We start from the raw sequence: 14,580 nt of genomic DNA, 5'->3' as shown, positions 1-14,580 counted from the left end.
CAACTCGGTTTAAGGCTTGAGCGCTTTCTTCGGGTAGATATCGTATCGACTGGACTTGCCATCCAGCGCATGACTCGGCTTCGGCCCCGCAATGCACGGCGCCTTGCGCGGTCGCTTGACCACCACCCGGTGCGTCGCCAGCGCCAATGCGGCTTCGAGCAACGCCGGCGCGTCCGGATCATCGCCCACCAACGGCCGGAACAGGCGCATTTCCTTCTTCACCAACGCAGTCTTCTCGCGATGCGGAAACATCGGATCGAGATAAATCACCTGCGGCGCCTCACCCTCCCAGTTCTGCATGACCTCGATGGAGTTGCCCTTGAGCAATTTCATCCGCGCCACGATCGGCGCGACATCGAAATCTTCCGCGCCCCGCGCCAGGCCATCCTCCAGCAGCGCGCCAATCAGCGGCTGGCGCTCGATCAGGCTCATCTCGCAACCGAGGCTGGCCAGCACGAACGCATCCTTGCCCAATCCCGCCGTGGCATCCAGCACCCGCGGGCGCACGCCTTGGGCGATGCCGACAGCCTTGGCGATCATCTGCCCGCTGCCGCCGCCGTATAGCCGACGATGCGCAGCGCCGCCCTCAACAAAGTCGACCCGCACCGGCCCCGGTGCGTCCGGGCCGAGCTGTTGCAACTGCAAACCCTGCTCGCCGACCTGCAAGGCGAACTCGCCGTCCGCCACTGCAAGCGGCAGACCGAGGCGTTCGGCCCACTGCTCGGCTTGCGCTTCAAACGTCGGGCCGAGGGCCTGGACATGGATGCGGCAGGCCGCGGGTTGCTCGATCATGGAAAACACGCTCAAAAATTCAAGGATCGGCAAAAACCGCCGATAATTCATTCAACGCGCATTTTGCCAGAGCTGAGCGTCAACCGAAAAAAATGTCAGGCATTCTTCCCACATCGATTGGCTACATCTCGCCCCATGGCGACTTTAGCCGTCACAACACTCAAGCACTGAGCGGCGTCAGTCACCTGTGGCAGGATTTCTTTGCCCAAGCGATGGCCGAACAGACGAGTGAAGTGGTGCCTGCCTGCGGTACATTTCCGCCGGTTGACCTGAGCAGCCCGGAAGAACCGACCATCGGCAGCGAGCTGCACGCGCACATCGTCAGCCAGCGCGAGTGCGATGTGGTGGAAACCGAAGTGCGTCCGCCAGAGCCGCTGTTCCTGCCGATCGCCGAATTCGAAATGGAACTGCTGGACAAGCCGTTCCCGCCATTCCCGCCAGAAGAACTGCAAGCTCAGCAGGCGCAGCAGGATTTCGACAGCAGTTGGGTTCGCCCGGTGGTGATCAACAATGGTCAGCCCGTTCCAGAGCCTGGCCCGGCCCCGCAGAAGAAGCCGCTGTACTTGCCGATTGCCGAGTTCGATCTGGATCTGCTGCAGAAGCCTTACCCGCCGTTCCCGCCGGAAGAAATCGTCGAGCAACAGAAAGCACTGGATTTTGATAACGGCTGGGCCCGCCCGATCGTTCTGCAGAACCTGCGCCTCGCCGCCTAAGCCTCAGCGACACACGCTCCAGCGTCCGACATCGACATGAAAGTGATTGCGGTGGGCGGTGTTGTAATCCGGCCCCAAGACCACACTGAACGCCTCGCAGGCGCCATCGCGCACCTGACGCAGAAATTGTGCGTCTTGATTTTGCTTCGGCCAGTCCTTGAGCACACTGATGCTGCGGCCGTCGGCGAGACGAAACCCGGCGATGTCCAGCGCATCGGCACTGGCATGGCGGCTGAGCGCGCCGCTTTCGCGATTGTAGATATTGCGACAGGCGAAGCTGCCGAGGTGATCAAGGCGTGCGACCTTCTGCCCGTACACGGATTGTGCAGCAGGTTGCAGCGTGTGCTGTTCAAACATCGCGTAGGCCACCGCCAGCGGACAACTGGCGAGGAAACTGCTGCTCAACGCCACCTCACCGCCCTGTACGCGCAAGGCACCGATCAGCGGGCACTTGGCGTCCGGGCTATCGGCTTGTCGCGTGACCCGCAGATCAGAGCTGTTCAACGCCTGGGCACAGAGTTCAGGATCACTGCGCAAACGCATCAGCTTGTAGCCGGTCAGCCAGTTGGGCGCGGCTTTTACGTCCAGTGGCGCCCATGGATTCCATGACGGCGGCACGTCCAGCCAACCGCGCCACACACTGATCAACGCGCCGCCAGTGATCAGCAACACGGTTAGCGCGATCCACCGCCCCATGCTCAGCCTTTGAAGAATTGATTGGCTTTGGCGTACGGCATCGACTGCGAGGTAAACCCGAAGGTGCCGGATTGCTGGATTTCTTCAGCGGCACGGAAGAATTCGCCGAACGCCGCCAACGCCAGTGCCGAACCAGTACTGATGCGCCGCACGCCCATTTCTTGCAGCTCCTGCACGGTCAGTTTCAAACCGCCGGACATCAGCACATTGACCGGTTTCGGCGCCACCGCACGCACCACTGCCAGCACTTCTTCGGCGCTGCGCAAACCTGGCGCATACAACACGTCGGCCCCTGCCTCGGCGAAGGCCTGCAGGCGGCGAATGGTGTCGTTGAGATCGGGATTACCGTGCAGGTAGTTTTCCGCCCGCGCGGTGAGGATGAAGGGAAAAGGTAGCGTGCGCACCGCAGCGACAGCGGCCTCGATGCGCGCCACAGCGTGTTCGAAGCAGTAGATTGGCGCATCCGCGCGGCCCGTGGCGTCTTCAATCGAACCACCAACAGCGCCGGCCTCGGCAGCACGCAGCAGACTCTTGGCGCATTCAGCCGGGTCATCAGCGAAACCGTTTTCCAGATCCACCGCTACCGGCAAATCGGTGGCAGCGACAATCGCGCGGACATTGGCCAAGGTCTCATCAAGGCTCAACGCGCCATCGGCCTTGCCTTGGGAAAACGCATAACCGGCACTGGTGGTCGCCAAAGCCTGATAGCCAAGACTGGCGAGCATTTTTGCCGACCCCGCATCCCACGGATTAGGAATCACGAAAATCCCCGATTGGTCATGCAGGGCTTTGAAGGCGTGGGCTTTACGGGCTTGGGCATCCATCGGCAGACTCCTGGGCAGAAAAAAATCCGCTTCAGAGCAGGCCAAGTTGCTCCGCGGCGGGTTCTCTGTATAGCGCAGGCAGCGCTGGCAGGCCAGGCAAACGTTGCATCAGTTGTGCGTGAAAACGTTGCGCCAGTTTCGCCGCCAGCAGGTTATCGGCGGTGTGCAGGAAGATGTACGGCGTGCGGCCCTCTTCGATCCACTCGGCGATTTTCGCCACCCACGGCACTAGGAACGGGTCGTTGGCTTCCAGTTCCGGATGGCCGATAAAACGCACTTGCGGGAACTGGGTGAACGCCGCCGGGCGCGTCGGCACGCGTGGCTTTTTCGATTGCGCGTGGATTACCGAAGATTCAGTCGACAGGCAACTGAACAGCGCACGCGGGTCGAGGCAGATGCGCTCAACGCCACGATCCAGCAGCAGGCGATTGAGCAGACGTTCGCTCTCGCCCTTGGCGAAGAACTGTTCATGGCGCACTTCCACCGCCAACGGGCAATCCAGCGCATCAATAAACGCCGCCAGTTCCGGCAGCCGCTGCGGCGTGAAGCTTTTCGACAGTTGCAACCACATCGGCGAGACGCGCTCACCGAGGGGTTTGAGTAATTGCAGAAATGTTTCGGCGGCGGTCAGTTGCTCGCGCAGGTCACCACTGTGGCTGATGTCGCCGGGGAATTTGGCGGTGAAGCGGAAGTGCTCGGGCATGACCTCGGCCCAACGCTGCACCGTGGCGGGCGACGGGCTGGCGTAGAAGGTCGTGTTGCCTTCAACGGCGTTGAACACTTGGGAATAGAGACCGAGGAAATCGGAGGTTTTGGCGTCTACCGGGTACAGATACTCGCGCCAGGCGTTTTCGCTCCAGGACGGACAACCGAGGTAGTAAGGCAGACCCATCAGATATACAGATCGAGGCCCAGCACGTCTGCATCCCAATCGACAAAACCGGCGGTGCTCAGGTAGCTGGCGAGGGCCATCGCTACGCTTTTGCTCATGGCGCGGTGGTAAATCATGTCTTGTTGGCGGGCGGGCAGATTGCTCAGGCGTTGCGCGGCGGCTTTGGCGGCAGCACGGGCAGCCAGTTGCTCTTCAGTCGGAAATTCCAGCTCACCGTCGATGTCATCGACGGACTCATCCACAGTCACATGGCCTTTGCGAGGCTTGCGCTTGATGGGGTAGGACTGAGAGGAAAGGCCGTCTATACGCATAATTTCATGCTCGGTATCGATGATGGCAATTTAGCGGCACTTGACCGACTTAGCAAACTGCCGAGTGATAACTAGAACACATAAAGCGCAAAAGGTTTAAAGCGAGGGATTAGAAACTGACGATTGGCGGATTCGCGGGCGACTTAATTCCCTGTGGGAGCGAGCTTGCTCGCGAAGAGTTCAGCACATTCAACATTGATATTGGCTGACCAGAAGCCTTCGCGAGCAAGCTCGCTCCCACAGGGTTCGTGACGAGTTAGCGGGCTTTCGGGGTGGCGACTTTATCGCGCAGGTAAACCGGTTGCGCATCGTCAGCCGGGATCGACTCGCCGCGCTCCCAGGCGAAGCGCGCCAGGGTCAGCAAGTCTTCGGCGTGGGGCAGCATGGCGGCATCGGAACCGGTCAGATTGACCGCGATGCGCTCGGCATAACTCCAACCCGTGCCAGCACCGAACCACTCACCACTGGCATCGGCCGGCAGCGCCGCGACTTCCGGCGGCAACACCGCTTCGGCACCAACCAGACGCATCTCCCCCGCCGTCTCGCGGTAGCAGCCCCAATACACTTCATCCATCCGCGCATCGATGGCCGCCGCGACCTGGCTCACACCGTGCTCACGCAACGCCCGCTGCGCCAGCACGGCCAGGTTGGACACTGGCAATACCGGACGATCCAGCGCAAACGCCAGACCCTGCACCACACCGATGGCAATCCGCACACCAGTGAACGCGCCAGGCCCGCGACCAAAAGCAATCGCATCGACCGCTTGCAACGTGGTGCCGGCGTCGGCCAGCAGTTGCTGGATCATCGGCAGCAGTTTCTGCGCGTGCAGGCGCGGGATCACCTCGTAATGGCTCGTGACCTTGCCGTCATGCAGCAAGGCAACGGAGCAAGCTTCAGTCGCGGTGTCCAGGGCCAGCAAGGTGCTCATCGATGTTTCCAAAACAGGTGTGGGAAAAAGGGCGTCAGTATAAACAACTACGGCCCGCAAGCGGGCCGTGGATGATGCAGCCGATCAGACTTTTCAGCTCAGCGCTGCCAGCACCTTGGTGGTGATTGCATCAACCGAACCAACGCCTTCGATGTGGCTGTACTTTGGCTTGCCGTTGGCAGCCGACAGCTTCTGGTAGAAATCCACCAGCGGCTTGGTCTGCGAATGGTAGACCGACAGGCGATGACGCACGGTTTCTTCGGTGTCGTCCTTGCGCTGTACCAGCTCTTCGCCGGTGATGTCGTCTTTGCCTGCGATTTTCGGCGGGTTGTAGACGATGTGGTAAACGCGGCCGCTGGCTTCGTGAACACGACGGCCGGCGATGCGTTGAACGATTTCTTCGTCTTCAACAGCGATTTCAACCACTGCATCCAGTTCGACGCCGGCAGAAACCAGAGCTTCAGCCTGCGGAATGGTGCGCGGGAAGCCGTCGAACAGGAAACCGTTGGCGCAGTCTGGCTGAGCGATGCGGTCCTGAACCAGTGCGATGATCAGGTCATCCGACACCAGGCCGCCGGCATCCATGATGCTCTTGGCTTGAACGCCCAGTGGAGTACCGGCCTTGACCGCTGCACGCAGCATGTCGCCGGTGGAAATTTGTGGAATGCCGAATTTTTCGGTGATGAACTTAGCCTGAGTACCTTTACCGGCCCCGGGAGCTCCCAGCAGAATGACGCGCATTAGATGTGCTCCTCAATTTTTTTATAAAAAGCTTTTACAAAACAAAGGATTCGCCTCTTGGGACGAATCCTGAAAATACGGGTCGTGGCCGCATAAACGGCCAAAGGCTGATCAAGATACACAGCAGGCTGCGCCCACACAAGACGCCAAAAGTCGGAGAAACCGACGCCCCCCGCGACCTCGCGACGCGGTAACCCAAGTCGCAACCCCATCATTAACTGTCGCCTCGCGGCACTTTCGCCGGTCAGGCAACGCGACAGCCAAGTCTTCGTCCGGCTACCGCGCACCCGACAAAAACCTTAGCCGGTATTTCGCAAACCAGCGGCAATCCCCGCCACAGACACCAGCAACGCCTGTTCCACCGGGCTGCCCTGCTCGACATCCTGCTGCCGCGAACGGGCCAGCAGTTCGGCCTGCAATAGATGCAGCGGGTCGAGGTAGGTGTTGCGCAGGCGGATGAATTCAAGGGTGTCAGGGCTATGTGCCAGCAGTTGCGACTGGCCAGTCAGGCCGAGCACCACCGCGCACGCCTGCGACAATAGGTCGCGTAACTGCGCGCCCAACGGCAGCAGATCAGGCTCGACCAGACGCTGATCGTAGGACAGCGCAATATCCGCATCAGCCTTGGCCAGGACCATTTCCAGCATGTCGATACGCGTACGGAAGAACGGCCATTGTTCGCGCATCTGCCCGAGCAACTCGCCCTCACCGCGCTCCAGCGCCTTGCTCAGCGCCGACTCCCACCCCAGCCACGCCGGCAGCATTAGCCGCGTTTGTGTCCAGCCGAAGATCCACGGAATCGCCCGCAGACTTTCGATCCCGCCGGCGCGGCGTTTGGCCGGACGACTGCCCAGTGGCAAGCGACCCAACTCCTGCTCTGGCGTGGACTGACGGAAGTACTCGACGAATTGCGGATTTTCCCGCACGACCTGGCGATAAGCGCTGACGCCATCGGCGGCCAATTCGTCCATCAAGTGACGCCACTCTGGTGTCGGCGGCGGCGGAGGCAGCAGCGTTGCTTCAAGCACCGCCGCCAGATACAGATTGAGGTTTTGCTCGGCGATGTCCGGCAGGCCGAATTTGAATCGAATCATTTCCCCCTGCTCAGTGGTGCGGAAACGCCCGGCCACCGAGCCCGGCGGTTGCGACAGAATCGCCGCATGCGCCGGACCACCGCCACGGCCCACGGTGCCGCCGCGACCGTGGAACAGCAGCAGTTCGACTTGTTGCTCGCGGCAGATTTCCACCAAGCGTTCCTGCGCACGATATTGCGCCCAGGCCGCCGCCGTGGTGCCAGCGTCCTTGGCCGAGTCGGAATAACCGATCATCACTTCCTGCGGGCCTTGCAGCCGTGCACGGTAACCCGGCAGCAGCAACAGCCGCTCCATCACCGGCCCGGCGTTGTCGAGGTCGGCAAGGGTTTCGAACAACGGCACCACGCGCATCGGCCGCAGCACGCCAGACTCTTTGAGCAGCAGTTGCACGGCGAGCACATCGGAAGCTGCACCGGCCATGGAGATCACGTAGGAACCGAGCGAAGCGCCCGGCGCCGCGGCAATTTCCTTGCAGGTGTTGAGCACTTCGGCGGTGTCAGCGGACGGTTTGAAATGCGCTGGCAGCAGTGGCCGACGATTGCTCAGTTCGCGGGTCAGAAAGGTGATGCGCTGCTCTTCGTCCCAGTCTTCGTAGCGACCGAGGCCGAGGTAATCGGTGATTTCAGTCATCGCCGAGCTATGGCGTGACGAGTCCTGGCGCACATCCAGACGCACAAGGAACAGGCCGAAGGTCACCGCCCGACGCAGGCAGTCGAGCAACGGACCATCAGCGATCACGCCCATGCCGCACTCGTGCAGCGAGTTGAAGCACAGCTCCAGCGGATCGAGCAGATCGCGGTTGTTGTGCAGCACGTCTATCGGCGCTGGCGTCGGTGCAGTCAGCGCAGCGTGTGCCCAATTGCGCGTGGCGCGCAGGCGTTCGCGCAGTTGCTTGAGCACCGCACGATACGGTTCGGCGCTGTCGCCGGCCTTGGCTTTGAGGGCGTCGCTGGCCTGTTGCATTGACAGCTCGGCTGCCAAATGATCGACATCACGCAGGTACAAATCGGCGGCCATCCAGCGCGCCAGCAGCAACACTTCGCGAGTCACCGCAGCGGTAACGTTGGGGTTGCCATCACGGTCGCCACCCATCCATGAGGCGAAGCGAATCGGCGCGGCTTCCAATGGCAGACGCAGGCCGGTCGCTTCATACAACGCCTTGTCGGCCTTGCGCATATGGTTGGGAATCGCCTGCCACAGTGAGTGCTCGATGACCGCGAAACCCCATTTGGCTTCATCGACTGGCGTCGGGCGCGTGCGGCGGATTTCTTCGGTGTGCCAGGCTTCTGCAATCAGCCGTTGCAGGGTGTTTTGAATCTGTTCGCGTTCGGCGCTGGTCAGGTCGCGATGATCCTGCGCGGCGAGTTGCCCGGCGATCGCGTCGTACTTCTGGATCAGCGTGCGCCGCGCCACTTCGGTCGGGTGCGCGGTCAACACAAGTTCGATTTCCAGCCGCGCCAGTTGCCGCGCCAGCGATTCGGCGCTGTGGCCTTCACTGCGCAAACGCGCGAGCAATTCCGGCAGCACGCGGGATTCGAACGGCGCCGGCTGCGATTCCTCGCGACGATGAATCAACTGATACTGCTCGGCGATGTTCGCCAGGTTGAGAAACTGGTTGAACGCGCGCGCCACGGGGAGCAATTCGTCTTCGCTCAATTGATTGAGGCTGGCGCTCAGTTCGGCGTCCATAGAACCACGCCGATCGGCCTTGGCGCCCTTACGAATCTGCTCGATCTTGTCGAGGAAAGCCTCGCCGTACTGATCTCGAATGGTGTTGCCCAGCAGCTCTCCGAGCAGGTGAACGTCTTCGCGCAAGCGTGCATCAATATCGGTCATCAGCAATTCCCCAGCAGTAATCCGGACGGCTTAGAAACGAGTGCATGACCTAGAGAGTGCCGCTCTACGACGCTTCTTACAAGCATCCGACCAAGGGACGTTAAACCTTGTGGGCGAAAGCTAGTCTCAACAGTAAGCCGCACAACGGCTTGCCGCCGGCGCTGCCGGACACTCACCCAGGCCTGCCATGAGCAGGCGCGAAATGAGGTCATCATGAAAATTCGTGAACTCGCCCAGCATTGGGAAGAAAACGCCAAGGGTCGCCTGACCGACACTGGCTACGCGATTCATCTGGACGTTGAAGCTGCTGCGCGTCTGGCAGCGATTACCGAGATGTACCCCAAACGTCATGTCGAAGAATTGCTTGGCGAACTGATCGGCGCGGCGCTTGAAGAGTTTGAAGCGAGCCTGCCGTATGTGAAGGGTTCGACGGTGGTGGCGACCGATGAGGAAGGTGATCCGCTGTATGAAGACGTCGGGCCTACGCCGCGTTTTCTGGCCCTTTCGCGCCGGCATTTGCATGACCTCTCGGCCGCAGCAGGCAAGCAAAAACACTGACATTCCACAGATCAAACTGTAGGAGTGAGCCTGCTCGCGATGGCGGATTTTCAGTCGACATTTTTGTTGTCTGATACACCGCTATCGCGAGCAGGCTCACTCCTACAAAGATCGTATTCCAGTTCAAAATCAGTGTGTTTTCGGGATCCGAAAACTCCGCGCGTACCGCTTCATCCCGCCAAAGTTCCCGCTCTAGAGCCTTGTCCATTCGGTCAAAAATTATTTTGGCGATAGGCCATCTTTTCTGAACTTTTGAAAAACGCCTCCGGTCGGAACCTGTAACCACGCCTGGAACGAGCGTTTCAAAAACGCCTTTCACACGACGCTTTCGGCTCCTCGACCAGGATGGATTCAGTTGTTTTCAGGAGATGCCTAATGGAGTTGAAGACCATGAAAAACCAAACCTCGTTTACCCACCTGCGCGGTCTGAAACTGGCGGCTCTGGCCATCGGCACCAGCTTCGTACTGGCCGGTTGCGCCGGTAACCCACCGACCGAGCAATACGCCGTGACCCAGTCGGCGGTGAACAGCGCCGTCAGCGCTGGCGGTACCGAGTTCGCTGCCGTTGAGATGAAGCAAGCACAGGACAAACTGAAACAAGCCGAAATCGCCATGCACGACAAGAAGTATGACGAAGCTCGCATCCTGTCCGAGCAAGCCGAGTGGGACGCTCGCGTCGCCGAACGCAAGGCTCAGGCCGCTAAAGCCGAACAGGCTGTGAAGGATTCCCAGAAAGGTGTTCAGGAACTGCGTCAGGAAAGTCAGCGCACCGTGCAGTAAGCGCGCATCCCGACCGCAAAGCTGAATCTCTTATCGATAGAAAGGAAGAAAATTATGCGTAAGCAACTGATGATCCCCGCTCTCCTCGCCGCAAGCGTTGCCTTGGCTGCCTGCTCGACTCCGCCTAACCCGAATCTGGAAAACGCGCGCACCAACTACGCCGGCCTGCAAGCCAACCCACAGGCGAGCAAAGTCGCAGCACTGGAAACCAAAGACGCCAGCGACTACCTGGACAAGGCCGACAAGGCTTATCTGGACAAGCAAGACGCTGCCAAGGTTGACCAACTGGCCTACCTCACCAACCAGCGTGTGGAAGTGGCCAAGCAGACCATCGCCCTGCGCACTGCGGAAAATAACCTGAAGAACGCCGCCGCCCAACGTGCCCAGGCGCGTCTGGATGCTCGCGATCAGCAGATCAAACAACTGCAGGACAGCCTGAACGCCAAGCAGACCGATCGCGGTACGCTGGTGACTTTCGGTGACGTACTGTTCGCCACCGACCGTGCTGACCTCAAGTCCAGCGGTTTGGTCAACATCAACAAACTGGCGCAGTTCCTTCAGGAAAACCCGGATCGCAAAGTGATCGTCGAGGGTTACACCGACAGCACCGGGACCGCCAGCCACAACCAGTCGCTGTCCGAGCGTCGCGCCAACTCCGTGCGCACCGCACTGGTGAAAATGGGCGTTGATCCAGCGCGCATCGTCACCCAAGGCTACGGCAAGGAATACCCGGTTGCCGAGAACGGCAGCGCTTCCGGCCGTGCGATGAACCGTCGTGTGGAAGTGACCATTTCCAACGACAACCAGCCAGTGATGCCACGTTCGGCGGTCAGCTCGAACTAAGCGCACTGCTGTAACGCGAAAGCCCCGCCTGACTGAGTCAGGCGGGGCTTTTTTGTGCGGGCTGAAATGGTGGCCCCTCACCCCAGCCCTCTCCCGAGGGAGAGGGAGCCGATTTATGGCGCTTTCAGAGTTTGTGTTCGACGCGATGGATCAGGTCGGCGTATAGCGAAAGAACACCTCGGTCAGTCCCCTCTCCCTCTGGGCGGTCCGACGTTTCGGGAGGGTTAGGGTGAGGGCTGGTCCTGCAGAATCACTGCTCAAGCTTCTGCGGGGTTTCTTCGCCCATGCAGCGCACGGCTTTTTTCTGTGCGTTGATCAACACACCGGTCAGACCTTTCTGCTCGGTATCGAACAACACCAGCACCCCATCAATGCACTGCGCCACTTGCGGCGCGGGGTCCAGCGAAACCTTGTAATCCTCACCCGGAACAGTCTTGAGCATGGTGAATTCGTTGAGCAGCAACGCATCCTCGGGTTTGGCGAAGTGCAGATAGCCGTAGTACCACAGCGCCCCGACGGTGCCGAGGATGCTGCAGATACCGGTGATGATCAGCGGGATGGCGTTACGTTCTTCAGTCATTGCGGACTCTCGTCTTCAGAATTCGGGGGTGTCGGATAATTGGGGATTTCGCCGAGGCGGCGCAGGCCGTTGAAGTGCTCGGGATCGTCGAGGTAGCGCAGCATGACCTGGCGCCACACCGGGTCACCGAAGGTCTGCACATGACCGCCGCGGGTCAGTTGCAGCACGCGCGGTGGCGGCGCTGTTTGATACAGACGGATGCCGTTGGACAGCGGCACCAGTGGATCGTCGATGCTGTGGAAGATCAGTTTCGGCACGCCGTTGAGTTGCGGCATCGAGTTGATCGCACTGTCGCTGTCCGGCACCAGCCACGACAACGGCACCTGAAATGGCCAGGTCAGCCACGAAGTGCTGAGCGCGTATTGGCCGACGCTGCGATAGCTCGCGGGCACGCCGTCGAGGACCAGCGCTTTCAGCTGTTTTTGCCGCTCGGGATGCTGCACCAGCCAATGCACCGCCATCGAACCGCCGAGGCTTTGGCCGAGCAGGATCAGCGGCTTGCCTTTGACTTCAGGCGCCTTGTCCAGCCATGCGAACGCGGCGTCGATGTCCTGATAGATCGCCGGCAGGCTCGGTTTGCCTTCGGACAAGCCATAACCGCGATAGTCGACCAGCAGCACTTGATAGCCGTTTTTTGGCAGCCACCAGCTCCCGCCCAAATGCATAGGCAGATTGCCGCCATTGCCGTGCAGGTGCAGGACGGTGCCTTTGACCTCTACGCCGGGTTTGGCCGGCAGCCACCAGGCGTTGAGCTTCAAGCCATCCGCCGTGACCAGGGTGACGGTGCGGTATTCGAGCTTGGCTTTTTCCGGGGTGAATATCTGGCCCGGCTCAGGGTAGAACAACAGCGAACTGCAACCGCCGAGGGTCAGGAGCAGGCAAATGATGCCGAGGATTCTCATCCGGTGAAACCTCGCGAAAATAGGGAGTCAGACACAAATCAAAACTGTGGGAGCGAGCCTGCTCGCGATAGCGGTGTGTCAGTCGCTATTTGTGTTGGTTGACACACCGCTATCGCGAGCAGGCTCACTCCTACAGGGGTTTATTGTGTGGGCTAGAGGATATTGGAGTAATCCGCTTCGATCCGGTCCAGGCTCAAATGGTTGAGGAAGTTGGAGAAGCACATCCACGCCGACAACGCATTCAAATCGCGGAACTGGTCAGGCAGATACTTCGGCGGCACCACCAATCCTTCATCCACCAGCTGGCGCAAGGTGCGCATGTCTTCCAGCGTGGTCTTGCCGCAGAACAACAACGGAATCTGCTCAAGCTTGCCCTTACGCACGGCCAACTGAATGTAGTTGTAAACCATGATAAAGCCCTTGAGATAGGACAAGTCTTTGGTAAATGGCAGACCGGTCGGTGTCGATCCACGGAAAACGCGACTGGCGTTGCCGTAACTTTCCGCCATCTCGAAGCCCTGCTCACGGAAGAATTCGAAAACCTGCAGGAAGTCCGCGCCCTCCTCGACCATATGAATGGCGCGGGTGCGGTTGGTCAGTTTGCGCAGGCGGCTCGGGTAGGAGGCGAAGGTGATGATTTCCATCAGGATCGCCAGGCCTTCCTGGGTCACCGTCGACGACGGTGGGCCTTTGGACAGGAAGGTGCAGATCGGCTGGTTCAAACCGTTGAGCGTGGTGCCGACGTGGACCAGGCCTTCGTGGACTTCCAGCGCGCGCACGTCACGGTCGTTGAACATCGCGTCGGTGCGGATCTTGATGTAGTCAGCGCCTGCCGCTGCGTCGGCAACAATGCCGTCGGACTCGAATACGCGGATGGTTTCTTCGGCCTCGCCGAACACTTTGTTCAGACGGGTTTGCAGCAGATGCACGGCGTCCTTGGCGGTGAGGATCTTCGGCTCGTCCTTCAAATCGCCACGGCCATCAATGTTGTTCAGGTAGTCGGACATCATCAGGCCGAGGTCGGCCAGGGTCGGGTCACCGGCGTGGAACGCATCAGACGCGGCGCCATACAACTCTTGGGAGATCAGACCGAAATCTTCGGTACCGCGCGCTTCGAGCATGCGCACCACCATGCGGTATTCCTTGCACATGCGCCGCATGATCTGCCCGACCGGGTTGAACTGGCCAAGCTGGCGGGTGATGTCGCGCTCGATGTTCTGGAACTCCAGCTTGACCTTGCTCGAATCGAAACTCAGCGGCCGATTGAGGTAGTAGTCGCGATCCACCGCCGGCATTTCCTTGCCTTTGGCCTTGAGGAACCCCTTGCGAATGTTCTCGTCCCACTTGACGGCGTCGAGCACACGAATCGGCGTCTGCGCCAGCACAATGCGATCGGACAACATGCGTATCGTCTGCTGGTAATCGTCCACCCGAAACTCCTGTAGAAAACTGAATTATTTGGCGCGGGCCTGGCGCTGGTAGCGCACGGCTTCCACGAAGACATCGGAATTGGCCGGATCATCGAGGTAAGCAAAGACCTTATCGAGGTTACTGTCGACTTGCACGCCGTCGCCATCGTCGGTCTGGAAGGCCTGACCGTCGAGGGCTTTTTGTTTGATCGCCTGGTTGATCTGCTCGAGATCGAGGTTGTAGACCACCAGTTCGTGTTTGTCGGTGAGTTCGAAGCCGGCGATGGTGAAGTGGCCACCGTACTGCGCCGGGACTTTCGCCGACAGATACCAGCGGCTGCCATGGCGCGACACAGTGAAGGGATAGGCTTCGCGTTCGCGGGGTTTGGCCTTGAAGTACGTGACAGCCTGATAGCGGTCGTTGCCCAGGCGCGTCAGCTCAAGGTTCATCGGCTCGCCCCAGGCGTTGGTGCTCGACCATTTGCCGAGCAGGCCCTTGGGCGCCGGGTCACTGGCGGTCAGCGGCTCCTTGAAGGTCACCAGACAGCCACTGAGCAGCAGGAACGACAAGGCGATCAGCACGCCACGCCAGGCTTTCATTCAATACTCCCTATGAACATTCGCCGCCCTTGAATACGCCACCGAACCTGTGGGAGCGAGCTTGCTCGCGAAAGCGTC

General features: G+C 60.1%; 16 protein-coding genes. 4 read left to right on the top strand and 12 right to left on the bottom strand.

Going from position 1 to position 14,580, the window contains the following annotated elements:
* Positions 1-9: 9 nt before the first annotated feature.
* On the bottom strand, positions 10-792 hold the full coding sequence (locus tag AB4O01_RS26000) for a class I SAM-dependent methyltransferase (RefSeq protein ID WP_460089985.1): 783 nt from the start codon (positions 790-792) through the stop codon (positions 10-12).
* 92 nt (positions 793-884) lie between these two features.
* On the opposite strand from AB4O01_RS26000, the gene AB4O01_RS25995 reads away from it, so the two are divergent.
* Positions 885-1,505, top strand: coding sequence for an energy transducer TonB (locus AB4O01_RS25995; RefSeq protein WP_093436665.1), 621 nt, complete (start codon positions 885-887; stop codon positions 1,503-1,505).
* Positions 1,506-1,508: 3 nt separating this feature from the next.
* On the opposite strand, the gene AB4O01_RS25990 is transcribed toward AB4O01_RS25995, so the two are convergent.
* From AB4O01_RS25990 to ppc, 7 genes are all read right to left on the bottom strand, one after another.
* The gene (locus tag AB4O01_RS25990; protein WP_150792465.1) at positions 1,509-2,201 is read right to left on the bottom strand and encodes an extensin-like domain-containing protein; all 693 of its coding nucleotides are present in this window, start codon (positions 2,199-2,201) and stop codon (positions 1,509-1,511) included.
* A gap of 2 nt (positions 2,202-2,203) precedes the next feature.
* Positions 2,204-3,025: an isocitrate lyase/PEP mutase family protein gene (locus AB4O01_RS25985; protein WP_460089983.1), complete on the bottom strand. Its 822-nt coding sequence runs from the start codon at positions 3,023-3,025 to the stop codon at positions 2,204-2,206.
* 31 nt (positions 3,026-3,056) lie between these two features.
* Positions 3,057-3,917 (bottom strand): DUF72 domain-containing protein, encoded by an 861-nt coding sequence (locus AB4O01_RS25980; protein WP_093436674.1) that lies wholly within the window; start codon positions 3,915-3,917, stop codon positions 3,057-3,059.
* Positions 3,917-4,228, bottom strand: a complete 312-nt coding sequence (locus AB4O01_RS25975) for a hypothetical protein (RefSeq protein WP_093436677.1) — start codon at positions 4,226-4,228, stop codon at positions 3,917-3,919. The genes AB4O01_RS25980 and AB4O01_RS25975 overlap by 1 nt, the downstream gene beginning before the upstream one ends.
* A gap of 256 nt (positions 4,229-4,484) precedes the next feature.
* Positions 4,485-5,159, bottom strand: a complete 675-nt coding sequence (tsaB, locus tag AB4O01_RS25970; RefSeq protein ID WP_414926616.1) for a tRNA (adenosine(37)-N6)-threonylcarbamoyltransferase complex dimerization subunit type 1 TsaB — start codon at positions 5,157-5,159, stop codon at positions 4,485-4,487.
* 93 nt (positions 5,160-5,252) lie between these two features.
* Positions 5,253-5,900: an adenylate kinase gene (gene adk, locus AB4O01_RS25965; RefSeq protein ID WP_093436683.1), complete on the bottom strand. Its 648-nt coding sequence runs from the start codon at positions 5,898-5,900 to the stop codon at positions 5,253-5,255.
* A gap of 299 nt (positions 5,901-6,199) precedes the next feature.
* Entirely contained in the window at positions 6,200-8,830 is a 2,631-nt protein-coding gene (ppc, locus tag AB4O01_RS25960; RefSeq protein WP_460089981.1) for a phosphoenolpyruvate carboxylase, read from the bottom strand.
* A 213-nt stretch (positions 8,831-9,043) separates the two neighbouring features.
* Here ppc and AB4O01_RS25955 point away from each other — a divergent pair, with 213 nt between their 5' ends.
* The 3 genes from AB4O01_RS25955 to AB4O01_RS25945 all read left to right on the top strand — a co-directional run bounded on the left by AB4O01_RS25955 (position 9,044) and on the right by AB4O01_RS25945 (position 11,011).
* Positions 9,044-9,388, top strand: a complete 345-nt coding sequence (locus tag AB4O01_RS25955; RefSeq protein ID WP_093436693.1) for a pilin assembly protein — start codon at positions 9,044-9,046, stop codon at positions 9,386-9,388.
* 375 nt (positions 9,389-9,763) lie between these two features.
* Complete coding sequence (locus tag AB4O01_RS25950; protein ID WP_093436697.1) at positions 9,764-10,168, top strand: DUF4398 domain-containing protein; 405 nt, start codon at positions 9,764-9,766, stop codon at positions 10,166-10,168.
* 54 nt (positions 10,169-10,222) lie between these two features.
* Positions 10,223-11,011 carry an OmpA family protein gene (locus AB4O01_RS25945; RefSeq protein WP_007908901.1) on the top strand — a complete coding sequence of 263 codons (789 nt, stop codon included), beginning with the start codon at positions 10,223-10,225 and terminating at the stop codon, positions 11,009-11,011.
* Positions 11,012-11,261: 250 nt separating this feature from the next.
* On the opposite strand, the gene AB4O01_RS25940 is transcribed toward AB4O01_RS25945, so the two are convergent.
* From AB4O01_RS25940 to AB4O01_RS25925, 4 genes are all read right to left on the bottom strand, one after another.
* Positions 11,262-11,591, bottom strand: coding sequence for a hypothetical protein (locus tag AB4O01_RS25940; RefSeq protein ID WP_034154859.1), 330 nt, complete (start codon positions 11,589-11,591; stop codon positions 11,262-11,264).
* Positions 11,588-12,493 carry an alpha/beta hydrolase gene (locus tag AB4O01_RS25935; RefSeq protein WP_460089980.1) on the bottom strand — a complete coding sequence of 302 codons (906 nt, stop codon included), beginning with the start codon at positions 12,491-12,493 and terminating at the stop codon, positions 11,588-11,590. The genes AB4O01_RS25940 and AB4O01_RS25935 overlap by 4 nt, the downstream gene beginning before the upstream one ends.
* A 152-nt stretch (positions 12,494-12,645) precedes the next feature.
* Entirely contained in the window at positions 12,646-13,896 is a 1,251-nt protein-coding gene (locus AB4O01_RS25930; RefSeq protein ID WP_175559644.1) for a flavohemoglobin expression-modulating QEGLA motif protein, read from the bottom strand.
* A gap of 51 nt (positions 13,897-13,947) precedes the next feature.
* Positions 13,948-14,502 carry a hypothetical protein gene (locus AB4O01_RS25925; protein ID WP_460089979.1) on the bottom strand — a complete coding sequence of 185 codons (555 nt, stop codon included), beginning with the start codon at positions 14,500-14,502 and terminating at the stop codon, positions 13,948-13,950.
* Between the last annotated feature and the right edge of the window lie 78 nt (positions 14,503-14,580).

The organism is Pseudomonas sp. S2_E02 (assembly GCF_054668355.1).
Note: the sequence above shows the minus strand (reverse complement) of the source record. Positions and strands in the feature narration are given on the sequence as shown.